Genomic DNA, 15,809 nt, shown 5'->3' with positions numbered 1-15,809 from the left:
GGAAATCCATCCCGACGATTAGCAACAGCATCAGTATAGCAAACAGCACGGATTTGCCAGTAGTTCTTTCAGGAAAGATCATATAGGCAGCTGCAAAATTGCCTGCAAAAACAAACAGGTAATTCCGTATGCGGTCCATCTTCTCATCTCATTTCCGGATCAAATTCAGACTCACTTATCCTACAGCTCCACCCTATCATATTTTCCCATTTTAATCCATAATGTAAGTTATCTCTTTCGCCCAATCCCCTCATAGACAGCCTCGCACAGTTCAGTTGTAAACCTGCCCGACATGCCCTCCAGAGCCGTATTCGTGAACGCAACAACGCTCAGCTCTTCTGCCGGATCAACAAACCACGAGTGACCATAGGTTCCTCCCATACGCCACGTTCCAGCAGATTCCGAAGTACCCGCCTCTACCGGATCTTTCAGCAACGTGAATCCCAGGCCAAATCCTCTGCCCGGCCAATAAGGCATGGCAAGATCGCCAATCTGATTGGTCGTCATATCGGTGACCAGCGCTTCGGGAAGAAGGGAGCCTCCACCTTGACGCAGCGTTTCAAGCAAAAGAAGAAAGTCTCCTGCACTTCCAATCATCCCCGCGCCACCTGAGAAATAGGCCGATGGATCGAAAACTCTTTCAGGTGCAAGACGGAAGCCCGCCGTTCCTTCAATAAAAGGAACATGTTCCTCTTCACCCAAGCGGCGAGGTTGCCCAGAACTGTTGGAATTGTCCGCATAGGCAGCAGTCATTCTCTCCGGATCCACAGCAACAAAATCAGTGTCCTTCATGCCCAGTGGATGAGTTACGAGCCGTAGTACTGCCTCTCGCAGTGTCATCCCGGTCACTTTCTCAATGACTGCACCGAGCACATCGGTTGCAATCGAATATCTCCACATCTTCCCGGGCTCATACAACAGTGGAGCAGAAGCAATCCTCAACAGATTTTCCTCCAGCGTAATGCCAGCGATATCCATTCCATCCGATACTCCGGCAAGTTCGTACGTCCCCCCTTTTTCCTGAAAAAAACGATACGTCAAACCTGCCGTGTGTGTCATCAGATGATGAACCGTCATCGAGGCCACTTCCCCATTCGGCTGTTTGGGAAGAAATTCAGGCAGCCACTTGGCTACCAGATCATCAAGCTTTAATTTTCCTTGGGATATCAATATCATGGCAGCGGTAGATACAATCGGCTTGGTTACAGAAGCATACCTGAACAGTGCGTTTTCTTGCATTCGTATGTTCTGCTCGCGATCAGCAAGGCCAGCAGCACTGTTATAGACCAGCTCCCCTTTCCAGGCAATCTGAACAACAGAACCCACGATTCTTTTTTCTGCCAACGTACGGTGAATCACTTCATCCACAGATACAGCATTAAACTTCATACCTCTGTCTCCCATTTCACTCTTCCTCTCCATATGCTACCGCTTGATTATTTAAAGTATGTGCGTTTATTATATAAATGATCTCACCCGTATTACATAAGACAATTAAGTTATGAATATTAATACACAATGAATATAAAGGTGTTTATACAGAAATTCCTAAAATTTAAAAGGGGGCCATCTCATGGACCAAATCGATAACAATATCCTCTTTCATCTGCAAAACCAGGCAAGATTATCCATGACGGAACTCGGCAAGCTGGTAGGTTTATCTCAACCCGCCGTAACGGAACGCGTGAAGCGATTGGAAGAATGCGGTGTAATTGAGGAGTACCGCACCATCATTTCTCCACAGAAAATAGGGAAGGCGAGCACGTCCTATCTTCTTTTTCGCACACGGGATTGTCATGCCTTTCTAGATTTCTGCCGCTCGTCACCGGAAGTAGTTGAATGTCATCGCGTGAGCGGAGAGCATAACTACCTGTTAAAGATCATGACGGATTCGATTGCTGATCTCGAAGCGTTTGGAGACCGATGCGATCAATTCGGTACCTACACCACCCTCATCGCCATATCATCACCTATCGCAACCAAAAATCTCATTGAAGGAACGAATGTGGTATAAATAGCAGGTTCCGTTCTTAGCCCGTCTTGGGAAAACCATGTTTTCTGGCAGACCAGGCAACAATCAAGGCCATAACGATCAACAGGATCAAGGAAATCGGCAGAGAACGAGCTCCTACCCGGTCCAAAAGGACGGCTCCAACGACCCCTCCTCCCCCGATTCCCAGATTCCATGCTGTCACCAGCATGGATTGGGCGATATCGGCACTCTTGCCCCCAGCTTGCGCAATTGCAGTCTGCAGTAACGTAGCCGCCCCTCCAAATGTAAGCCCCCAGGCGACTACCCCCATAATGATTACAGTCGGTTGATGGATAAAGACCCCCATTGCCATTGAGGCCAATGCGAATATAACTAGACTGATCAGAATCAATAACCTCATGTAACGATCAATCAGCAGCCCAATAATCCATATACCGATCACTGAGGTAAGTCCGAAGATCAGAAGAACCAGATCCACCCGTTCGGACAATACGGTCTCGCCCAGATAAGGTGAAATATACGTGTATAGAATGTTATGAGCGAGTACCCAGGCGAGAACAACAAACAATATGGAACGGATCCCCGGCATAACAAAAATTCGATGAAGCCCAAGCTGATGGCGAGCAGGCTCCCCCTTATAATCAGGTACTTTCCATAGCACCCAAAATACAAGTGCAACCGTTAATAATGAGACTGTCCCAAAGATAAGGCGCCACCCTGCGTAATTGCCCAAAAAGGTACCCAAGGGAACGCCTAGTGAAAGCGCCAAAGGTGTGCCCACCATGGCGACAGCCATCGCTTTTCCCTTTAACGAGCTTGAAACCATCCGGCGTGCGTAACCTGCGGTCATTCCCCACAACACTCCAGCAGATACCCCGGCCATGAAGCGGGCAATGAGGGTCAGTACATATACCGAAGATACGGCCGTAATCGTGTTAAAAATCAGAAAGCCGAAGATGCATAATAACAGCAGTGGCCTGCGTCTCCATCCACGTGTAGCTGTCGTCAAGGGGATCGCTGCCAGAAGAGATCCCACTGCATATAATGTGACGAGTTGTCCAGCCAAACCTTCCCTGATCTCCAGATCTTTTGCTATTTGCGGCAGCAGCCCCGCCGGTAGACTTTCGGTAAGAATGCATATAAATCCAGCCATAGCCAAAGCCAGCAGACCCGACCAGGGAAGACGTTCTTTTGCCATTGTGTTCGCGTTCACGAAGACTCTCCTTTATCCTTTATTTGTGTAGTCCAAAAGCCTTTGGGCTACAACAATAAGCTTATAAAATCGGGTCCACATTTGGCATACTTAATCAACGGCAAATCGATCGTTTTAGGATGATAATCCATTTTATTTCGGTGTTTCACTTCGAATTTTAATGTAAACGCTATTAATCAGTATTCATCAAACGCTGGATGGTTTAAGAGGGCGGGAGGAAATCGAAGATCTTGGATAGCGCTCTACGATGAACGATACGTCTGTCGTAGATAACAGGCCAACTGCAGATGGAGCAGGTGCTCCTGATTACTCAGGGACATGCCCAGAATCTCTTCAATTTTACGGATGCGCTGATACAATGTGTTGATGTGAATATGAAGTGCTGCCGCAGCCTGGACCGCAGAACCTCCGCAAGCCATATACGTCATTAGTGTTTCCTCGAGTCCTCCGGTCTGTCCTTTGGCAGGCCTCAGCGGCTCAAATACCTCTGCCATAAACGCATTCAGATCCTCGGCCGGCTGACGGATGAACAAACGGTTTACTCCAATGTCCGTATAGCGGATCGTTCCCTGTTCGCCCCTTGTCTTCTGGTATGCAATCGCCTTGTCCGCTTCCTGGTACCCCGTATTAATGGCATCGACTCCAGAGCGTACTGAGCTTAATCCCCCCAGTAATTTCACATGATTACGACTTTCCCACTCGGGCAGCAATGCGCTGAACTGTTGTTCCAGTTTGCCAGGCTTGTGTGACTCGTTCAGCATAAGCAGTACCGTTATTCGCCTTTCATTGCCGAACGCAATGGGCAGGGTTCCTGTTGGCATTTTCTCTCTCAGATACGCTACCAATTGAACCGACAACGCGCTAAGCGTCGACGGATTGACCCGTTCCGCGAACTCCAGCAGTCCCACTACGATTGAGGTTGAAGGACCGATTCCGATCTCTCCGGACTTCTGCCAATAATCCTCCGAATCTTGACTGAGCCTCAGGTCGTTGAAGTATTGCTGTGTTTTTTTGAAATAAAATTCGGCAAGGGACTGCTTGCGCATCAATTCCAGAGCAAGAATGGAACTTCCCTGCTCCAGTGCAATCAACTGTAATGGTTCCAGCCGCATGTTCATCTGGATGATGAGATAACCAAGGCACTGATTGGCTGAAGCGATCGGATACAAATATTGATACGACGGGTTGTCATCTCCCTCAATACATGTCAAATAATCCGGATGGTGCAAGGATTCGTACAGAGTGAGAAGCTTTTCCATATTCCAGCCATGCATGACTTTGCCCCGCTTCGGAATCCATTCGTTGTCGATAAAATCCACAAAAGTCATCGGTACACCAATAACACGTGTCAGTTCGTTAACGATGGATACCGCGCCCTTATTTTGCAGCGAAAGCCGCATGAGAGAAGAGTGAATCTCGTCCCGCTTAATCAGCGTTGCGTTCTGTTTGCTCAGATTTTCGTACAATTTGGCATTCGTAATCGCAATCGAAACCTGATCGGCAAAGCTTTGCAGCAGCCGCACATCCGACTCCGTGAATATGGGTACCTTTCCTTTCTGGTAGACGATTAACACACAATCCGGTTGACCTTCCACCTTAATGGGCACCGAAATGATTGATCCTATATTTTGAAAATCGTATGCCGAATTCAGATGATGTTTGTTGTCCGACGTCATGTTGCCAAAATCATCTTCCACTGTGGAAAAGCTGTTATAGAGCTTGGGTGTGCCTCGCTTAAAGGTGTTCCCAATGATCCCCTCACCCGGCTTCAGCTTCATTCTCAGCATGCCCTCGCCCATCTCCCCTGCTCTTGCCTTGACCGTTAACGCGTCGATCGCAGGATCGTATCTCCATAACACACCGATGCATTCATAAGGGATAACCGATAGTGCACTTACCAGTATCCGTCCCAACAATTCATTCAGATCCAGCAATTGAGTCACATCCCGGATACTGTTCATAATTTCATTCAAGGCACGTTCATGCTTGCTCGCCACAGCCTCCGTATAGTAAGGGTAGAGCAGCGAGGAAAGTGTAACTACATCTTCCGCAGAAAGCTGCCAGCTCTTAAAGACACGAATAGCCACACATACATTATTGTTATATGGTAGAAAAACTAACATAACACCTTCCGATTCCTGTTCCACTTTGGGATGTTGAAGAGGAAGACGTTCCATAAAACAAGGCGGTATACTTTCTCTCCTGCCTGTCGCTTCAATCAGTACCCAATCCGCCCAGTTGCTGCTGAGCCACACCTCGTAATCGCAATCTCCCAAGCGTTCCCGCAAGATTTCATGTAAGATTCCATTCAACGGAGCCGCCCCCTGTCAATGTAGGTTTTCACATCATAATACGGACAATTATACAGAGATATACATTGTGTTGAAACCCCTTCATCATGTAACTTTAAAGCAACACAGAAATTTAGTTAACAATCGATGAGAAAGAAGGTAACACAATGTCCAATATCGTGCAAAGCAAACACTTCAAGTACATTGTTCTCACTCTCTTGTTTCTCGGCTGGTGCCTTGGCAACCTGGATCGCTTCGTCATCAACTATGCCATTGTAGGCATTACACAAGATCTGGGTCTGAGTGCTTCCGCACAAGGAATCATCCTCAGCAGTTTTTTTCTCGGATATGCCATTATGCAAATCCCAGGCGGAGCACTCGCCGATCGCTTCGGTTATCGGAAGGTCATACTCGTTTCCCTGTTCTCCTGGTCCATATTCACCATTCTGACCGGCTCCGCCTGGTCGTTGTTCTCTCTTATCTTTGTTCGTTTCCTGTTTGGTATTGGAGAGGGCAGCTTCTTCCCTTCCGGTTCCAAGGCCATCGCCACTAACTTTCCCATTAATCAGCGCAGCGGTGCCATGTCCATTATGCTGGCATCCGCAGCCATTATGGGGGTTGTCACTCCGATTCTTACCGGACAGGCCCTTGTGACCATTGGCTGGCGCAACCTGTTCTATATCATTGGTGCGGTGGGCATCCTCATCACAGCCTTGATGTTCTTTTTGTTAAAAGAACCCGCCAAACCTGCACTTGCGACCTCCGGCTCGGGCCAACAGCCTAAAACGTCACTTAAAGCCGTCCTGAAGACGCCTATGATCTGGAATTTGTTCATCAGCTACTTCAGCATTTATGCAGTAAACTGGGGGCTTCAATCCTGGATGCCGACGTACATGGTCAATGTCCGGGGACTGGATATGACCCAAATGGGACTGCTCGCCGCCATTCCGGCCATGGTCAGCATTTTCACCATGATTCTCAGCGGCTACGTGCTTGACCGCATCCCGGCTGGCAAAGATCGAATTATCGCTTCCGTGTTCGGAGTGCTTGTGGCCTTATTCCTGTATCTGATGGGCTCCGCGGGCAGCATTACCACATTCATTACGTACATGACGATCGTTACGGCAATGGCCGGATTTATCTCGACACTGATCATTTCGAAGTCCCTTAAAACGATGCCCGAATCTGTCGTCGCGACAGCCAATGGATTCATTAACACAGGTGCTCAGCTTGCAGGTTTCCTGACTCCGATGCTGATCGGATTTCTGGTTCAAGCCTCCGGGGGATCTTATGCCACAGCCTTCATCATGCTTATCGCTTTCGCCCTGATCTGCTCCATTACCCTGATGTTCTCCCGTCGTTCCAATCCGGATCAGGATAATACGACGACTGAAGTGCAGGCAAAAGCGGTCTAGACACAGAGGATTACCTCCATGAGGTTACTCCGATAACAGTCCATGGCGTATAGAACAACAAAACCATTTTAACGAATACGAGGTGCGGATATTTATGACCACAACTGTAGATTTGACCCAATATATATCAGAGGCCATTGAAGGAAAACGCGATTTGTTCACCCATGCGAGTGACCGAATCTGGGGGTTTGCAGAAACCCGTTTCGATGAATTTCAATCAGCAGAACTGCTTATGGAGTTACTGGAATCCGAAGGCTTCACTATAGAGCGTGGGGTAGCAGGTTTGGAAACGGGATTTATCGCTTCTTATGGTAAGGGGCTGCCCGTCATCGCCTTACTGGGGGAGTACGATGCGCTGGCCGATCTCAGCCAGGAAGCTGGAATCAGCACGTATCATCCTGTTCAGCCCCGCGGAAACGGCCATGGATGCGGGCATAATCTGCTCGGTATTGGCGCATTGGCTGCTGCAGTGGCGGTCAAGGACTATCTTCAGGAGCATCCGGAGACTCAAGGAACGGTACGCTTTTACGGATGTCCTGCCGAGGAAAGTGGATATGGTAAAACATATCTGGCTCGCGAAGGTTATTTTAAAGACGTAGATGCCGCCCTCTCATGGCACCCTCATTCCTTGAATGCCGTGATGCACGGAAGCTCCAATGCTGTCATTCACGGTACATTTACCTTCAAAGGCATTAGTGCTCATGCTGCTGCGGCTCCTCATCTGGGCCGTAGTGCTCTCGATGCGGTTGAGCTGATGAATATCGGCTCGAACTATATGCGGGAACACATGATTGATCAGGCCAGAATTCATTATGCGATTACGAACTCGGGCGGTTTGGCCCCCAATGTCGTGCAAGCGGAGGCCGAGGTCACTTATCTCGTTCGAGCTCCCAAGAGTGCACAGGTACGCAGTCTGTTTGAACGTCTGGTGAAAGTGGCAGAAGGGGCCGCCCTGATGACAGAAACAACAATGAATTTTAAATATGAAGGCGCCTGCGCCAACCTGATCCCGAACAGTACGCTTGAAAAAGTAATGCATCAGCATCTCGTTGCCTTCGGTGCACCTGAGTATGAAGAGGAAGAATACACTTATGCCAAAGCGATCTATGATACGCTGCCAATCCAGAACCAGCAGGAAGCCGGCGCGTTAGTCGGCCCTGAGCTTGCGCCTCTTTTGGCTGAACGACCACTGCCTAACTTTATTGCTCCGTATTCAGATGAGCGCGAAACGTTCATGGGCGGTTCAACCGATGTAGCAGATGTCAGCTGGAACGTGCCGACGGCGCAGTGCATCACGACTACGATGGCCTTTGGTACGCCGCTTCATGCTTGGCAAACCGTTGCTCAGGGCAAGAGCAGCTTCGCTCACAAGGGCATGCTGCTCGCAGCCAAAGCGATGGCTGCTACGGCCCTTGAATCCATTTTACATCCGGAGATCGTCAAGGAAGCACAACAGGAATTGCTGGACAGACTCGGCGGGGAAGTCTACGACTGTCTCGTTCCGGCAGATGTGCAGCCTCCGAAGCGGGGAGAATAAGACGGTGAGGTTCAAAGACGTATTTTCCATTATCGGTCCAGCCATGGTTGGACCTTCTAGCTCTCACACTGCTGGAGCAGCACGGATTGGGCGCACGGCCAGACAGCTGTTCGGGGAATGTCCCTCGCATGCGGAGATCATCATGTTTGGTTCTTTTGCCGCAACGTATAAAGGGCATGGAACAGACACCGCCATTGTGGGCGGCCTGCTGGACATGGACACCGATGACCCTGGACTGCCTGAAGCATTTGCACATGCAGACACTGTAGGTATGGAAACCCTCATCCGTCCAGGGACAGGTCTGTACCCGCATCCGAACACGGCCGAGATTGTATTATCAAACGCTGCGGGAAATCGCACATTGAATATGGTAGGTACGTCAATCGGTGGAGGAAATATTGAAATCGTCCGGATCAACGGCTACAACCTGAAGCTGACGGCGCTCTATCCAACACTCATCATTCGTCACAGCGATGAGCCGGGTGTCATTGCAGTCGTAACTCGGCTGCTCGTGGATAATCACATTAACATTGGACACATGTCTGTGGATCGAAAGAACCGGCGCGGCGAAGCCATGATGGTGCTCGAATGTGACGGCAAGATTGACCCTGCCGTAGTCAGGCAGGTTGAGGTGCTTCCGGAAGTCCATGAAGTCACTCTGCTCTGTCTTTAGCTTGAATACCTGACTTCAGCTTTATCAAAAAAAGGAGTTTACGCCAATGAATTTCCGAACATTAAAACAACTTGCCGAACTGGCGGAAACCCACAAGCTGTCCCTTGGCCATCTCATGCTGGAAGAGCAATGTCATGAATCAGGCGAGGACAAGGATACCGTGTTTAGTCAAATGCTCGAATACTACGAGATTATGAAAAAAGCGGTGCACCAAGGCCTTCACACGGATACAACTTCCAAAAGCGGCCTGACTGGAGGAGATGCCCGTAAACTGATGGGTTACCGTGAAGATGGACAATCCCTGCTCGGCGACCATGCCAGTCTGTCGATGAGTTACGCACTGGCGGTATCCGAGGTCAACGCCTCAATGGGCCGAATTATTGCTACACCGACGGCGGGTTCCTGCGGCATTATTCCAGGGGTATTTATCAGCAGCCAGGAGCGGTTTGGATGGACCGATGAACAGATGGTCTATGGGCTGTTCGCTTCCGGGGCGATCGGTTACGTCATCGCCAACAATTCGTTCATCTCTGGTGCGGAAGGCGGCTGCCAGGCGGAAGTGGGGTCTGCCATCGGGATGGCAGCCGGGGCGCTGGTGGATATCCGGGGTGGGTCCCCTTCTCAGGCTATCCATGCCGTTGGACTTGCTCTGAAGAACACCCTTGGCCTAATCTGTGATCCGGTAGCCGGGTTGGTCGAAATCCCATGTATTGTTCGCAATGGATTCGGGGCGATTACAGCTCTGGGAGCAGCAGATATGGCACTTGCTGGAGTCCGCAGCGTCATTCCTTCCGATGAGGTGGTACAGGTCATGCTGGAGGTCGGATCGGCCATGCCTGAATCACTACGCGAAACGGCTGGCGGCGGCCTCGCCCAGACACCGACGGGACGTAAAATCACAAGGGATTTGCAGCATAAATAAAGATCAGGCATGTCATTTACCCGAGGAGAACGAAATCCTCAAGGTAAATGCATGCCTGTTTTGGTTTATCCGGATCAACCGAACCAAAGAATAACTATCACATTCGAGGGTATGCATGCCGACATTTAAAACGGCTAAAGTTTGTCCACCTGCAGCAGCGTAACCTGTTTCAACGTACAGGCAGGACTGATCTGCTCCTCGGATAGAACATTAAGCTTAATCAGGCTTTTCAGCTTATGGCTGTCAACCTTGGACAAAAGCCTCCAGATATCCGGATCGGGAAGAGAAGCATACAGTTTCTGATCATCATATTCCTTGCGGTGCTGAAGCACCGTTTTCACCGTGTAACCACCAACCTGCGTCTCGTAGACCCCTTGTTCCGCACAGTACGCAACAATTTCATCTCTGAGTACAGACAATTGCTGCTCAATCTCTTTTTGCTGCTGTTTTAGTTGAAAATAGGTTTGTACTTTCTGTTCCATGACCTATCACGCTCCTCTATACCATAGGTATGCAGGAAACGTTCGTTTAGGACAGGCTATTCATTGGGAATTCATAAACCATCATCTGAATATCTTTTTCATGCGATTTCAGGATATCCCCATCTACTTGCATGTGTGAATCCACTTGATCAACCTCCTTGAACATCATGTCATGATTGCAATAGATCCTCACTCAAATAGGGATTATGGAGAGCAATCCTGCGAACCCTTTGCATTACATTAGGTCCCATCGGCACATCAGCAACGCGCCTTAACAGAAGCCAACGAAGACAGGCCAGTGCTCCAAAAATCTGCTCATCTTCCAGCGTATAATTCACTGAACGCTTCAATTCGGTTTGATACGTCTTCCCATGGCTTTCCCCACTGTAAATCGTGATAAGAAAAACAGACCATGCCATGTCGTACCTTGGATCACCAAGCTGTCCATTTGTCCAATCGATAATGGTAAAGTTATCATCCATTTCAAGAATGTTGCCCAGATTGTAATCGCCATGGATTAAGCAGTCCTGCCTAAGCTGGACGCGCTGAAGGAGGTTTGTAACAATGCGGTTCAAATCCTCATGCAACGCAATGGAAGGAAAGAAATAATGAATAAAATCGTACCTGGATATGTATTCTCCTTCTTTTTCTGCACCCGCTTCATTCACCGGATAGCGATGAACCTCCATTAATCTTTGAGCCAAATGAGTCAGCTTGATAGGTGTTAATTGAGCAACAGGTGTACCATCATAGCTCGTTAGCAAAACCTGATTTTGCTGCTCATCCATGCCCCAGCCGTAAGGTCTGGAAACGCGGATTCCATTCTGATGGAGATTGGACAACAGCCGATATTGGCTGCCGATATTCGGTCTCGAATCCTTGTTCCAAACCTTCAATACATACTGCTGATCACCAAATTCAATTCTCATCACATCCGCTTCCAGTCCAGGCGACAAAGGGATAACCTCATATGCCTGTTCCATCAAACATCTGACACGTTCATCCAATTGAACCCAATCCATACGACTAAGGTTAATGGTCATTGTTCTTATTCCCCTCCATGTTTGAGATGCGGAAGACCCATGAAACGTTTTATAGCGGTTTAGCGCACCCGAATGGTTAGTCAGGGATAATAAGACCTTTGCCAATGACATTGGCAGATACGGGTTTCTTGCCCACTTCTCTGGCCCATACCGACATTTGTCCCATGTGGTGGATTTCATGAGCAATCACATGACGCATCACTTCTCCCCATGATTCTTGAGCAACCTTGTCCTTGGACTCAGGATGAATGTACGCTTTCTTTTCCATGCTCGGATCCCACGCTACTACAAATGCCTCCACATCGGGACGCAGCTTGCGATCATACTGTCGGACAGCCTCCAACGTTTTGTAATCCTCGAAGTCTTCCGGATCATCCGGTTTACCCTGCAGTAACTGAAGCCAGCTCCACTCCACATCAATGATGTGGAAAAACGTCTGTAAGATGCTGCCCACACCACCAGTACGGGGCCGAAGTAATTCTTCAAGCGGTAGTTCCTCACACCACGCATACCATTGCTCACGTACAATCCAGTTATAACGAAAAAAAGTTTCCATCGAATTCCCCCTTTTCGGTTGTGTTGCTTTCACTCCAATTTCATGTCCTGCTGGTTCTCAAACCACGCTAATGTCCAGATGATTGTCCCACTTTACTGCCTTCTATCATAACCCATGATATGGAAAAAATAAAAGAACCGCTGAACTGCGGTTCTTTACTCTTTTGGATGAGTTAATCTCTTTTTTATATACAGAACAACATGAATTGCAGCATAAATAAATAGGACATTAAACAAATAAGAAAGCACTTGGATATTGACACCCGAAAGGAACCAGATTGTATCGTCAGGCTTCTCATAATGATAATCTGTGTAAAATCTAATCGGGAAACCATACTCTGTTCGCAATGGACCTTCCGTATATGCTGTTCCCGGAATAAGCATGACAGCTAACACAGCAAGCCAAGCTGAGGCATTTAGTATTCTATAATTAATCGTCAATGTATCTCCTCTTTCAATTGATCACACTTTCGGAGTCCACCACATTGGCAAACAACCTCAGCACGGTATTGTGGTGTTCTATAATTTGGTCCGCTGTGAGATGGCTGGAATTCCAGGTGCTGTGGGCATCTCGAACCAGGTTGACCTTGTAACCAAGGCTGAATGCCCTGCGACAAGTGGTGTCTACACATACTTCTGTCTGCATCCCAACGAGAATCAGCTCAGTCACTTCGTTGTCTTTCAACTTCAGATGCAGATCCGTTTCGTGAAACGAGTCAGGTGTTTCTTTTTCAATAACTAAGTCACCTGCAATCGGTGCAATGCACGGATGAACCTCCCACCCCGGTGTTCCGCGTTCCAGTGGACTTCCTGACCCTTCGCTGTGCTGAATATAGATGACAGCATGACCCGCTTCACGAGCCTTGGCAATTACCTTTTGGATGTTCTGAAGCAGCTGTTCCCCCTGATATACGGGATCTGATTCATCAAACATGGCTGCCTGTACGTCAATGACAAGAAGTGCACAATAAGTTCTCACCTTTCATCCCTCCTGACGAGATCAATGACTTAAGTTTTTCCTAAACGTAACACGCGAGTACCCGGCTTGAAAGTGGTCCTTCTCATATTGGGATACCAAGTAACCAATGGATTTATAAAATACTACCGTGTCTTCATTATCAGGATGACCAAGAGTGTGTAATACAACTTCTGTTTTGCCTCTATTTTTAATTGCTTCACATAGATGGTCCAGAAGAGTCTTCCCGATCCCCTTCCTCTGATGTTTAGGCGATACAACGACACCTACAATTTCGTACAAACCCTCATCCTTATTAAAAACAAACCCCGCATGTCCTACAATCTTGTCCACCTCAACCGCAACCCAATATTCCGAATCACTCGAATGATTCAAAAAACTTGCCCAACGTTCTGGATAAAGGTTAACAATAAAAGTAGGAAATTGCAGCGCATATTGCTCCATTAATTGCTTAACAGACTCCGTATCCTGAGCTTCTAAGCGTCTGTAAGATATCAGATCCATCATCCCTTTTTTTAAAAAATTGAGCACTCTTGAAAATATCGCGTTGACGAGAGCTGCTTCTAGATCTCAGCACTTCTAAGACGGTAGTCATTCTCGAAACAGGCATGTATTCTATGGCCACCGAACAATTCTCCATCATCATATTCGCAATATATATGTTCATACTTGATCACGATGTCGAGGAGCCTGATGGATGCTGCGAATCTCTCTGGTGTGACATCATATTTTCCTGCATCGACTTCATCCCAATCCAAATGTTCATCGTCCTCATCATATTCAGGCCAGAAATCATTTTTATAAGCCGTTAACTCATTTGCAATGGCTATCTTAGCCTGCATATCGAATTCCTGCAAAACTCTATATATCTGCTCTGCCCGATGCATCATCTCATGGACACTAACCTTTTCATCCGATATATCCAGTGCCCAGTGAACTGGACCTTCTTGATACGTGTATGCTTTACTCATTTCTTCATAACTAAATGTTCCAATATGCTCGCTATGAATCGATCTGTCCAACTTTCGATAACCCTCCTTACCATCACAGTTCCCACTAACTTTTCTTTTTGCGAGCCTTGAAGAGAGCTTCCAACCCAAGATCGATCAGTACAAATATCAGTGCTGCAAACACGCCATGTAAGGTGAGAGGGGAATTTTCTCTAAAATTAAAAATATCTTTCCCAGCGCCCATGACCAGAACAAATATGTTCATACCGACGAACCCAGCGCACGCGTAACCCAGAAATTTTACGATTAGATAAAGTGCATGATTAGTCACTCTCATTTTGCTCAACAAGAAATCAACTAACACCGACAAAGGTAAACCTATCAAAAAAATCAAGGGAGTTGCATATATAGGGTACACAGCAATATAAAAACCAAAGTTGTAGGTGTCATTCATGGATACCAGGCTAGCAGCTAAACTAAAACTGATAATGGTTAAAAGTGAGGTTAACAACTTTCTACCCAGGTTCATTTTCACCACTCCAATACGAGCATCCATCATTAATCCAATGTACTTATACGTCCGAATCTGCCGGTTTCCACCCTACTTCCTGAGACCACAGATGGGCCTTCTGCAATATCTCCCAAACTACAGGCCCTTTGCCCTCCACATACTTTGAACGTTGATCTCTGTATACACTCATAAGCCTATGCTTCTCCTCAGCATACTTCACACAATCAAGTGGATGTTCTCGCAAATAATCCCTGAATAGCAGTGTCATCTGTTCGGAGAAACTTCCTGCTTGTCTGACATGTACATGCGTCCTTCTGTTCCCAGGTGCTTCGCGGAAATACCGTTTGCTTTGATCCGGATTTTCTACCCTAAAAACAAAACCGACATTTTCAATTTCATGTTGGTAGCTAGGCAAATTTTCAAAATTCAGAACAGAGATTTGAATATCAATAATGGGTTTGGCATCCATGCCAACGATTGAAGTTGATCCGACATGGTCGATTCGAAGGGCATTTTCTCTCAATGCCTCTCTTAATTTAAGTCCTGTTTCGTAAAACAATGGTCCCCATGCCGAATCATACGTTGCAATTCTCCATTGTTCTTCCATGCAGAGTCTCCACCTCACTTCGATATGATAAAGATTCGGCTCACTTGGATGAAATACTCCTTTGGCTTTTGAGTTTCTCCTCCTTAAACCAACTTCTAAGTTGATTAATATGAGCTTGGTGATAACGGTTATGATCTGCCATGTGCCATATGCCCCAGCGGATGGTTGCTTGCTTTTCATTGTCATGCCCAAAAGTGACAACATGGTCCAAATCAGCATCTGTTAATTGCGTACACGCCTCTTTCAGGGTTGTTATTACTCCCTCATATTGAGAGATAAGTGTGCCCCTAGGCACTCCGCTAACCATGGGAAGTCTGTTGTTTTCATCAATCATCGGGCCATATTGTTCTATCAATGACTGAGGTAGTGGTGTTCCCTTTATTCTGTAAACCCAATTTAGATCAACGTACAGGATATGTTTTATTAACTGAGCAGTACTATTACGGTTGTTTTCAGGTCCCCTGTAATCAAATTCCTCTTGAGACATTCCATCCGTGATGGATTGCAGCCGCTGGCTATTCTCTCTCACCGCTGAATATAACATTCCGACCACAGGCGACATATTGGCTTGACCTTTCAGATCATACAGCATTCTATCTCCCCCTCCTTGCCTTAATTCATATCAACATAGTAGTAACTTC

Annotated in this window: 18 protein-coding genes; 5 read left to right on the top strand and 13 right to left on the bottom strand. The window is 47.3% G+C overall.

The window, feature by feature from the left end; all coding sequences use genetic code 11:
* Positions 1-228: 228 nt before the first annotated feature.
* Positions 229-1,389 (bottom strand): serine hydrolase domain-containing protein, encoded by a 1,161-nt coding sequence (locus AAIH57_RS16030; protein WP_430022345.1) that lies wholly within the window; start codon positions 1,387-1,389, stop codon positions 229-231.
* A gap of 184 nt (positions 1,390-1,573) precedes the next feature.
* On the opposite strand from AAIH57_RS16030, the gene AAIH57_RS16025 reads away from it, so the two are divergent.
* Positions 1,574-2,014, top strand: a complete 441-nt coding sequence (locus AAIH57_RS16025) for an Lrp/AsnC family transcriptional regulator (RefSeq protein WP_175397290.1) — start codon at positions 1,574-1,576, stop codon at positions 2,012-2,014.
* Between the two features lie 16 nt (positions 2,015-2,030).
* On the opposite strand, the gene AAIH57_RS16020 is transcribed toward AAIH57_RS16025, so the two are convergent.
* Both AAIH57_RS16020 and AAIH57_RS16015 read right to left on the bottom strand, forming a co-directional pair.
* Entirely contained in the window at positions 2,031-3,191 is a 1,161-nt protein-coding gene (locus tag AAIH57_RS16020) for an MFS transporter (protein ID WP_175397599.1), read from the bottom strand.
* Positions 3,192-3,448: 257 nt separating this feature from the next.
* Positions 3,449-5,518: a helix-turn-helix domain-containing protein gene (locus tag AAIH57_RS16015; protein WP_430022344.1), complete on the bottom strand. Its 2,070-nt coding sequence runs from the start codon at positions 5,516-5,518 to the stop codon at positions 3,449-3,451.
* 146 nt (positions 5,519-5,664) lie between these two features.
* On the opposite strand from AAIH57_RS16015, the gene AAIH57_RS16010 reads away from it, so the two are divergent.
* From AAIH57_RS16010 to sdaAA, 4 genes are all read left to right on the top strand, one after another.
* Positions 5,665-6,912 (top strand): MFS transporter, encoded by a 1,248-nt coding sequence (locus AAIH57_RS16010; RefSeq protein WP_217506512.1) that lies wholly within the window; start codon positions 5,665-5,667, stop codon positions 6,910-6,912.
* 94 nt (positions 6,913-7,006) lie between these two features.
* Positions 7,007-8,449, top strand: coding sequence for a M20 family metallopeptidase (locus AAIH57_RS16005; RefSeq protein ID WP_430022343.1), 1,443 nt, complete (start codon positions 7,007-7,009; stop codon positions 8,447-8,449).
* Positions 8,450-8,453: 4 nt separating this feature from the next.
* A complete protein-coding gene (gene sdaAB, locus AAIH57_RS16000) occupies positions 8,454-9,122 on the top strand; it encodes an L-serine ammonia-lyase, iron-sulfur-dependent subunit beta (RefSeq protein ID WP_430022342.1) in 669 nt (222 codons plus the stop codon).
* Positions 9,123-9,168: 46 nt separating this feature from the next.
* Positions 9,169-10,044: an L-serine ammonia-lyase, iron-sulfur-dependent, subunit alpha gene (gene sdaAA / locus AAIH57_RS15995; RefSeq protein ID WP_430022341.1), complete on the top strand. Its 876-nt coding sequence runs from the start codon at positions 9,169-9,171 to the stop codon at positions 10,042-10,044.
* Positions 10,045-10,178: 134 nt separating this feature from the next.
* On the opposite strand, the gene AAIH57_RS15990 is transcribed toward sdaAA, so the two are convergent.
* From AAIH57_RS15990 to AAIH57_RS15945, 10 genes are all read right to left on the bottom strand, one after another.
* Positions 10,179-10,526 carry a hypothetical protein gene (locus tag AAIH57_RS15990; RefSeq protein ID WP_175397285.1) on the bottom strand — a complete coding sequence of 116 codons (348 nt, stop codon included), beginning with the start codon at positions 10,524-10,526 and terminating at the stop codon, positions 10,179-10,181.
* Between the two features lie 170 nt (positions 10,527-10,696).
* Positions 10,697-11,569, bottom strand: coding sequence for a phosphotransferase family protein (locus AAIH57_RS15985; protein WP_430022340.1), 873 nt, complete (start codon positions 11,567-11,569; stop codon positions 10,697-10,699).
* A gap of 76 nt (positions 11,570-11,645) precedes the next feature.
* A complete protein-coding gene (locus AAIH57_RS15980) occupies positions 11,646-12,125 on the bottom strand; it encodes a DinB family protein (RefSeq protein ID WP_430022338.1) in 480 nt (159 codons plus the stop codon).
* A gap of 155 nt (positions 12,126-12,280) precedes the next feature.
* On the bottom strand, positions 12,281-12,565 hold the full coding sequence (locus tag AAIH57_RS15975) for a hypothetical protein (RefSeq protein ID WP_175397280.1): 285 nt from the start codon (positions 12,563-12,565) through the stop codon (positions 12,281-12,283).
* A gap of 13 nt (positions 12,566-12,578) precedes the next feature.
* Entirely contained in the window at positions 12,579-13,103 is a 525-nt protein-coding gene (locus AAIH57_RS15970) for a cysteine hydrolase family protein (protein WP_430022336.1), read from the bottom strand.
* A gap of 21 nt (positions 13,104-13,124) precedes the next feature.
* A complete protein-coding gene (locus tag AAIH57_RS15965) occupies positions 13,125-13,607 on the bottom strand; it encodes a GNAT family N-acetyltransferase (RefSeq protein ID WP_430022334.1) in 483 nt (160 codons plus the stop codon).
* Positions 13,608-13,663: 56 nt separating this feature from the next.
* Positions 13,664-14,122, bottom strand: a complete 459-nt coding sequence (locus AAIH57_RS15960; protein ID WP_430022332.1) for a DUF2262 domain-containing protein — start codon at positions 14,120-14,122, stop codon at positions 13,664-13,666.
* A gap of 34 nt (positions 14,123-14,156) precedes the next feature.
* The gene (locus AAIH57_RS15955; RefSeq protein WP_175397276.1) at positions 14,157-14,579 is read right to left on the bottom strand and encodes a hypothetical protein; all 423 of its coding nucleotides are present in this window, start codon (positions 14,577-14,579) and stop codon (positions 14,157-14,159) included.
* A 43-nt stretch (positions 14,580-14,622) separates the two neighbouring features.
* Positions 14,623-15,168, bottom strand: a complete 546-nt coding sequence (locus AAIH57_RS15950; protein ID WP_175397275.1) for a GrpB family protein — start codon at positions 15,166-15,168, stop codon at positions 14,623-14,625.
* Between the two features lie 40 nt (positions 15,169-15,208).
* On the bottom strand, positions 15,209-15,760 hold the full coding sequence (locus AAIH57_RS15945) for a DinB family protein (RefSeq protein WP_430022330.1): 552 nt from the start codon (positions 15,758-15,760) through the stop codon (positions 15,209-15,211).
* Positions 15,761-15,809: the final 49 nt, after the last annotated feature.

This window comes from Paenibacillus sp. MABNR03 (genome assembly GCF_050455445.1).
GTDB lineage: Bacteria > Bacillota > Bacilli > Paenibacillales > Paenibacillaceae > Paenibacillus > Paenibacillus xylanilyticus.
This window is presented reverse-complemented; position numbering and strand designations above follow the sequence as displayed.

Coding starts and splice junctions, on each gene's coding strand:
- AAIH57_RS16030 (WP_430022345.1), bottom strand. CDS start 1,389: ATGAAGTTTAATGCTGTATCTGTGGATGAAGTGATTCACCGTACGTTG.
- AAIH57_RS16025 (WP_175397290.1), top strand. CDS start 1,574: ATGGACCAAATCGATAACAATATCCTCTTTCATCTGCAAAACCAGGCA.
- AAIH57_RS16020 (WP_175397599.1), bottom strand. CDS start 3,191: ATGGCAAAAGAACGTCTTCCCTGGTCGGGTCTGCTGGCTTTGGCTATG.
- AAIH57_RS16010 (WP_217506512.1), top strand. CDS start 5,665: ATGTCCAATATCGTGCAAAGCAAACACTTCAAGTACATTGTTCTCACT.
- AAIH57_RS16005 (WP_430022343.1), top strand. CDS start 7,007: ATGACCACAACTGTAGATTTGACCCAATATATATCAGAGGCCATTGAA.
- sdaAA (WP_430022341.1), top strand. CDS start 9,169: ATGAATTTCCGAACATTAAAACAACTTGCCGAACTGGCGGAAACCCAC.
- AAIH57_RS15990 (WP_175397285.1), bottom strand. CDS start 10,526: ATGGAACAGAAAGTACAAACCTATTTTCAACTAAAACAGCAGCAAAAA.
- AAIH57_RS15985 (WP_430022340.1), bottom strand. CDS start 11,569: ATGACCATTAACCTTAGTCGTATGGATTGGGTTCAATTGGATGAACGT.
- AAIH57_RS15980 (WP_430022338.1), bottom strand. CDS start 12,125: ATGGAAACTTTTTTTCGTTATAACTGGATTGTACGTGAGCAATGGTAT.
- AAIH57_RS15965 (WP_430022334.1), bottom strand. CDS start 13,607: ATGATGGATCTGATATCTTACAGACGCTTAGAAGCTCAGGATACGGAG.
- AAIH57_RS15955 (WP_175397276.1), bottom strand. CDS start 14,579: ATGAACCTGGGTAGAAAGTTGTTAACCTCACTTTTAACCATTATCAGT.
- AAIH57_RS15950 (WP_175397275.1), bottom strand. CDS start 15,168: ATGGAAGAACAATGGAGAATTGCAACGTATGATTCGGCATGGGGACCA.
- AAIH57_RS15945 (WP_430022330.1), bottom strand. CDS start 15,760: ATGCTGTATGATCTGAAAGGTCAAGCCAATATGTCGCCTGTGGTCGGA.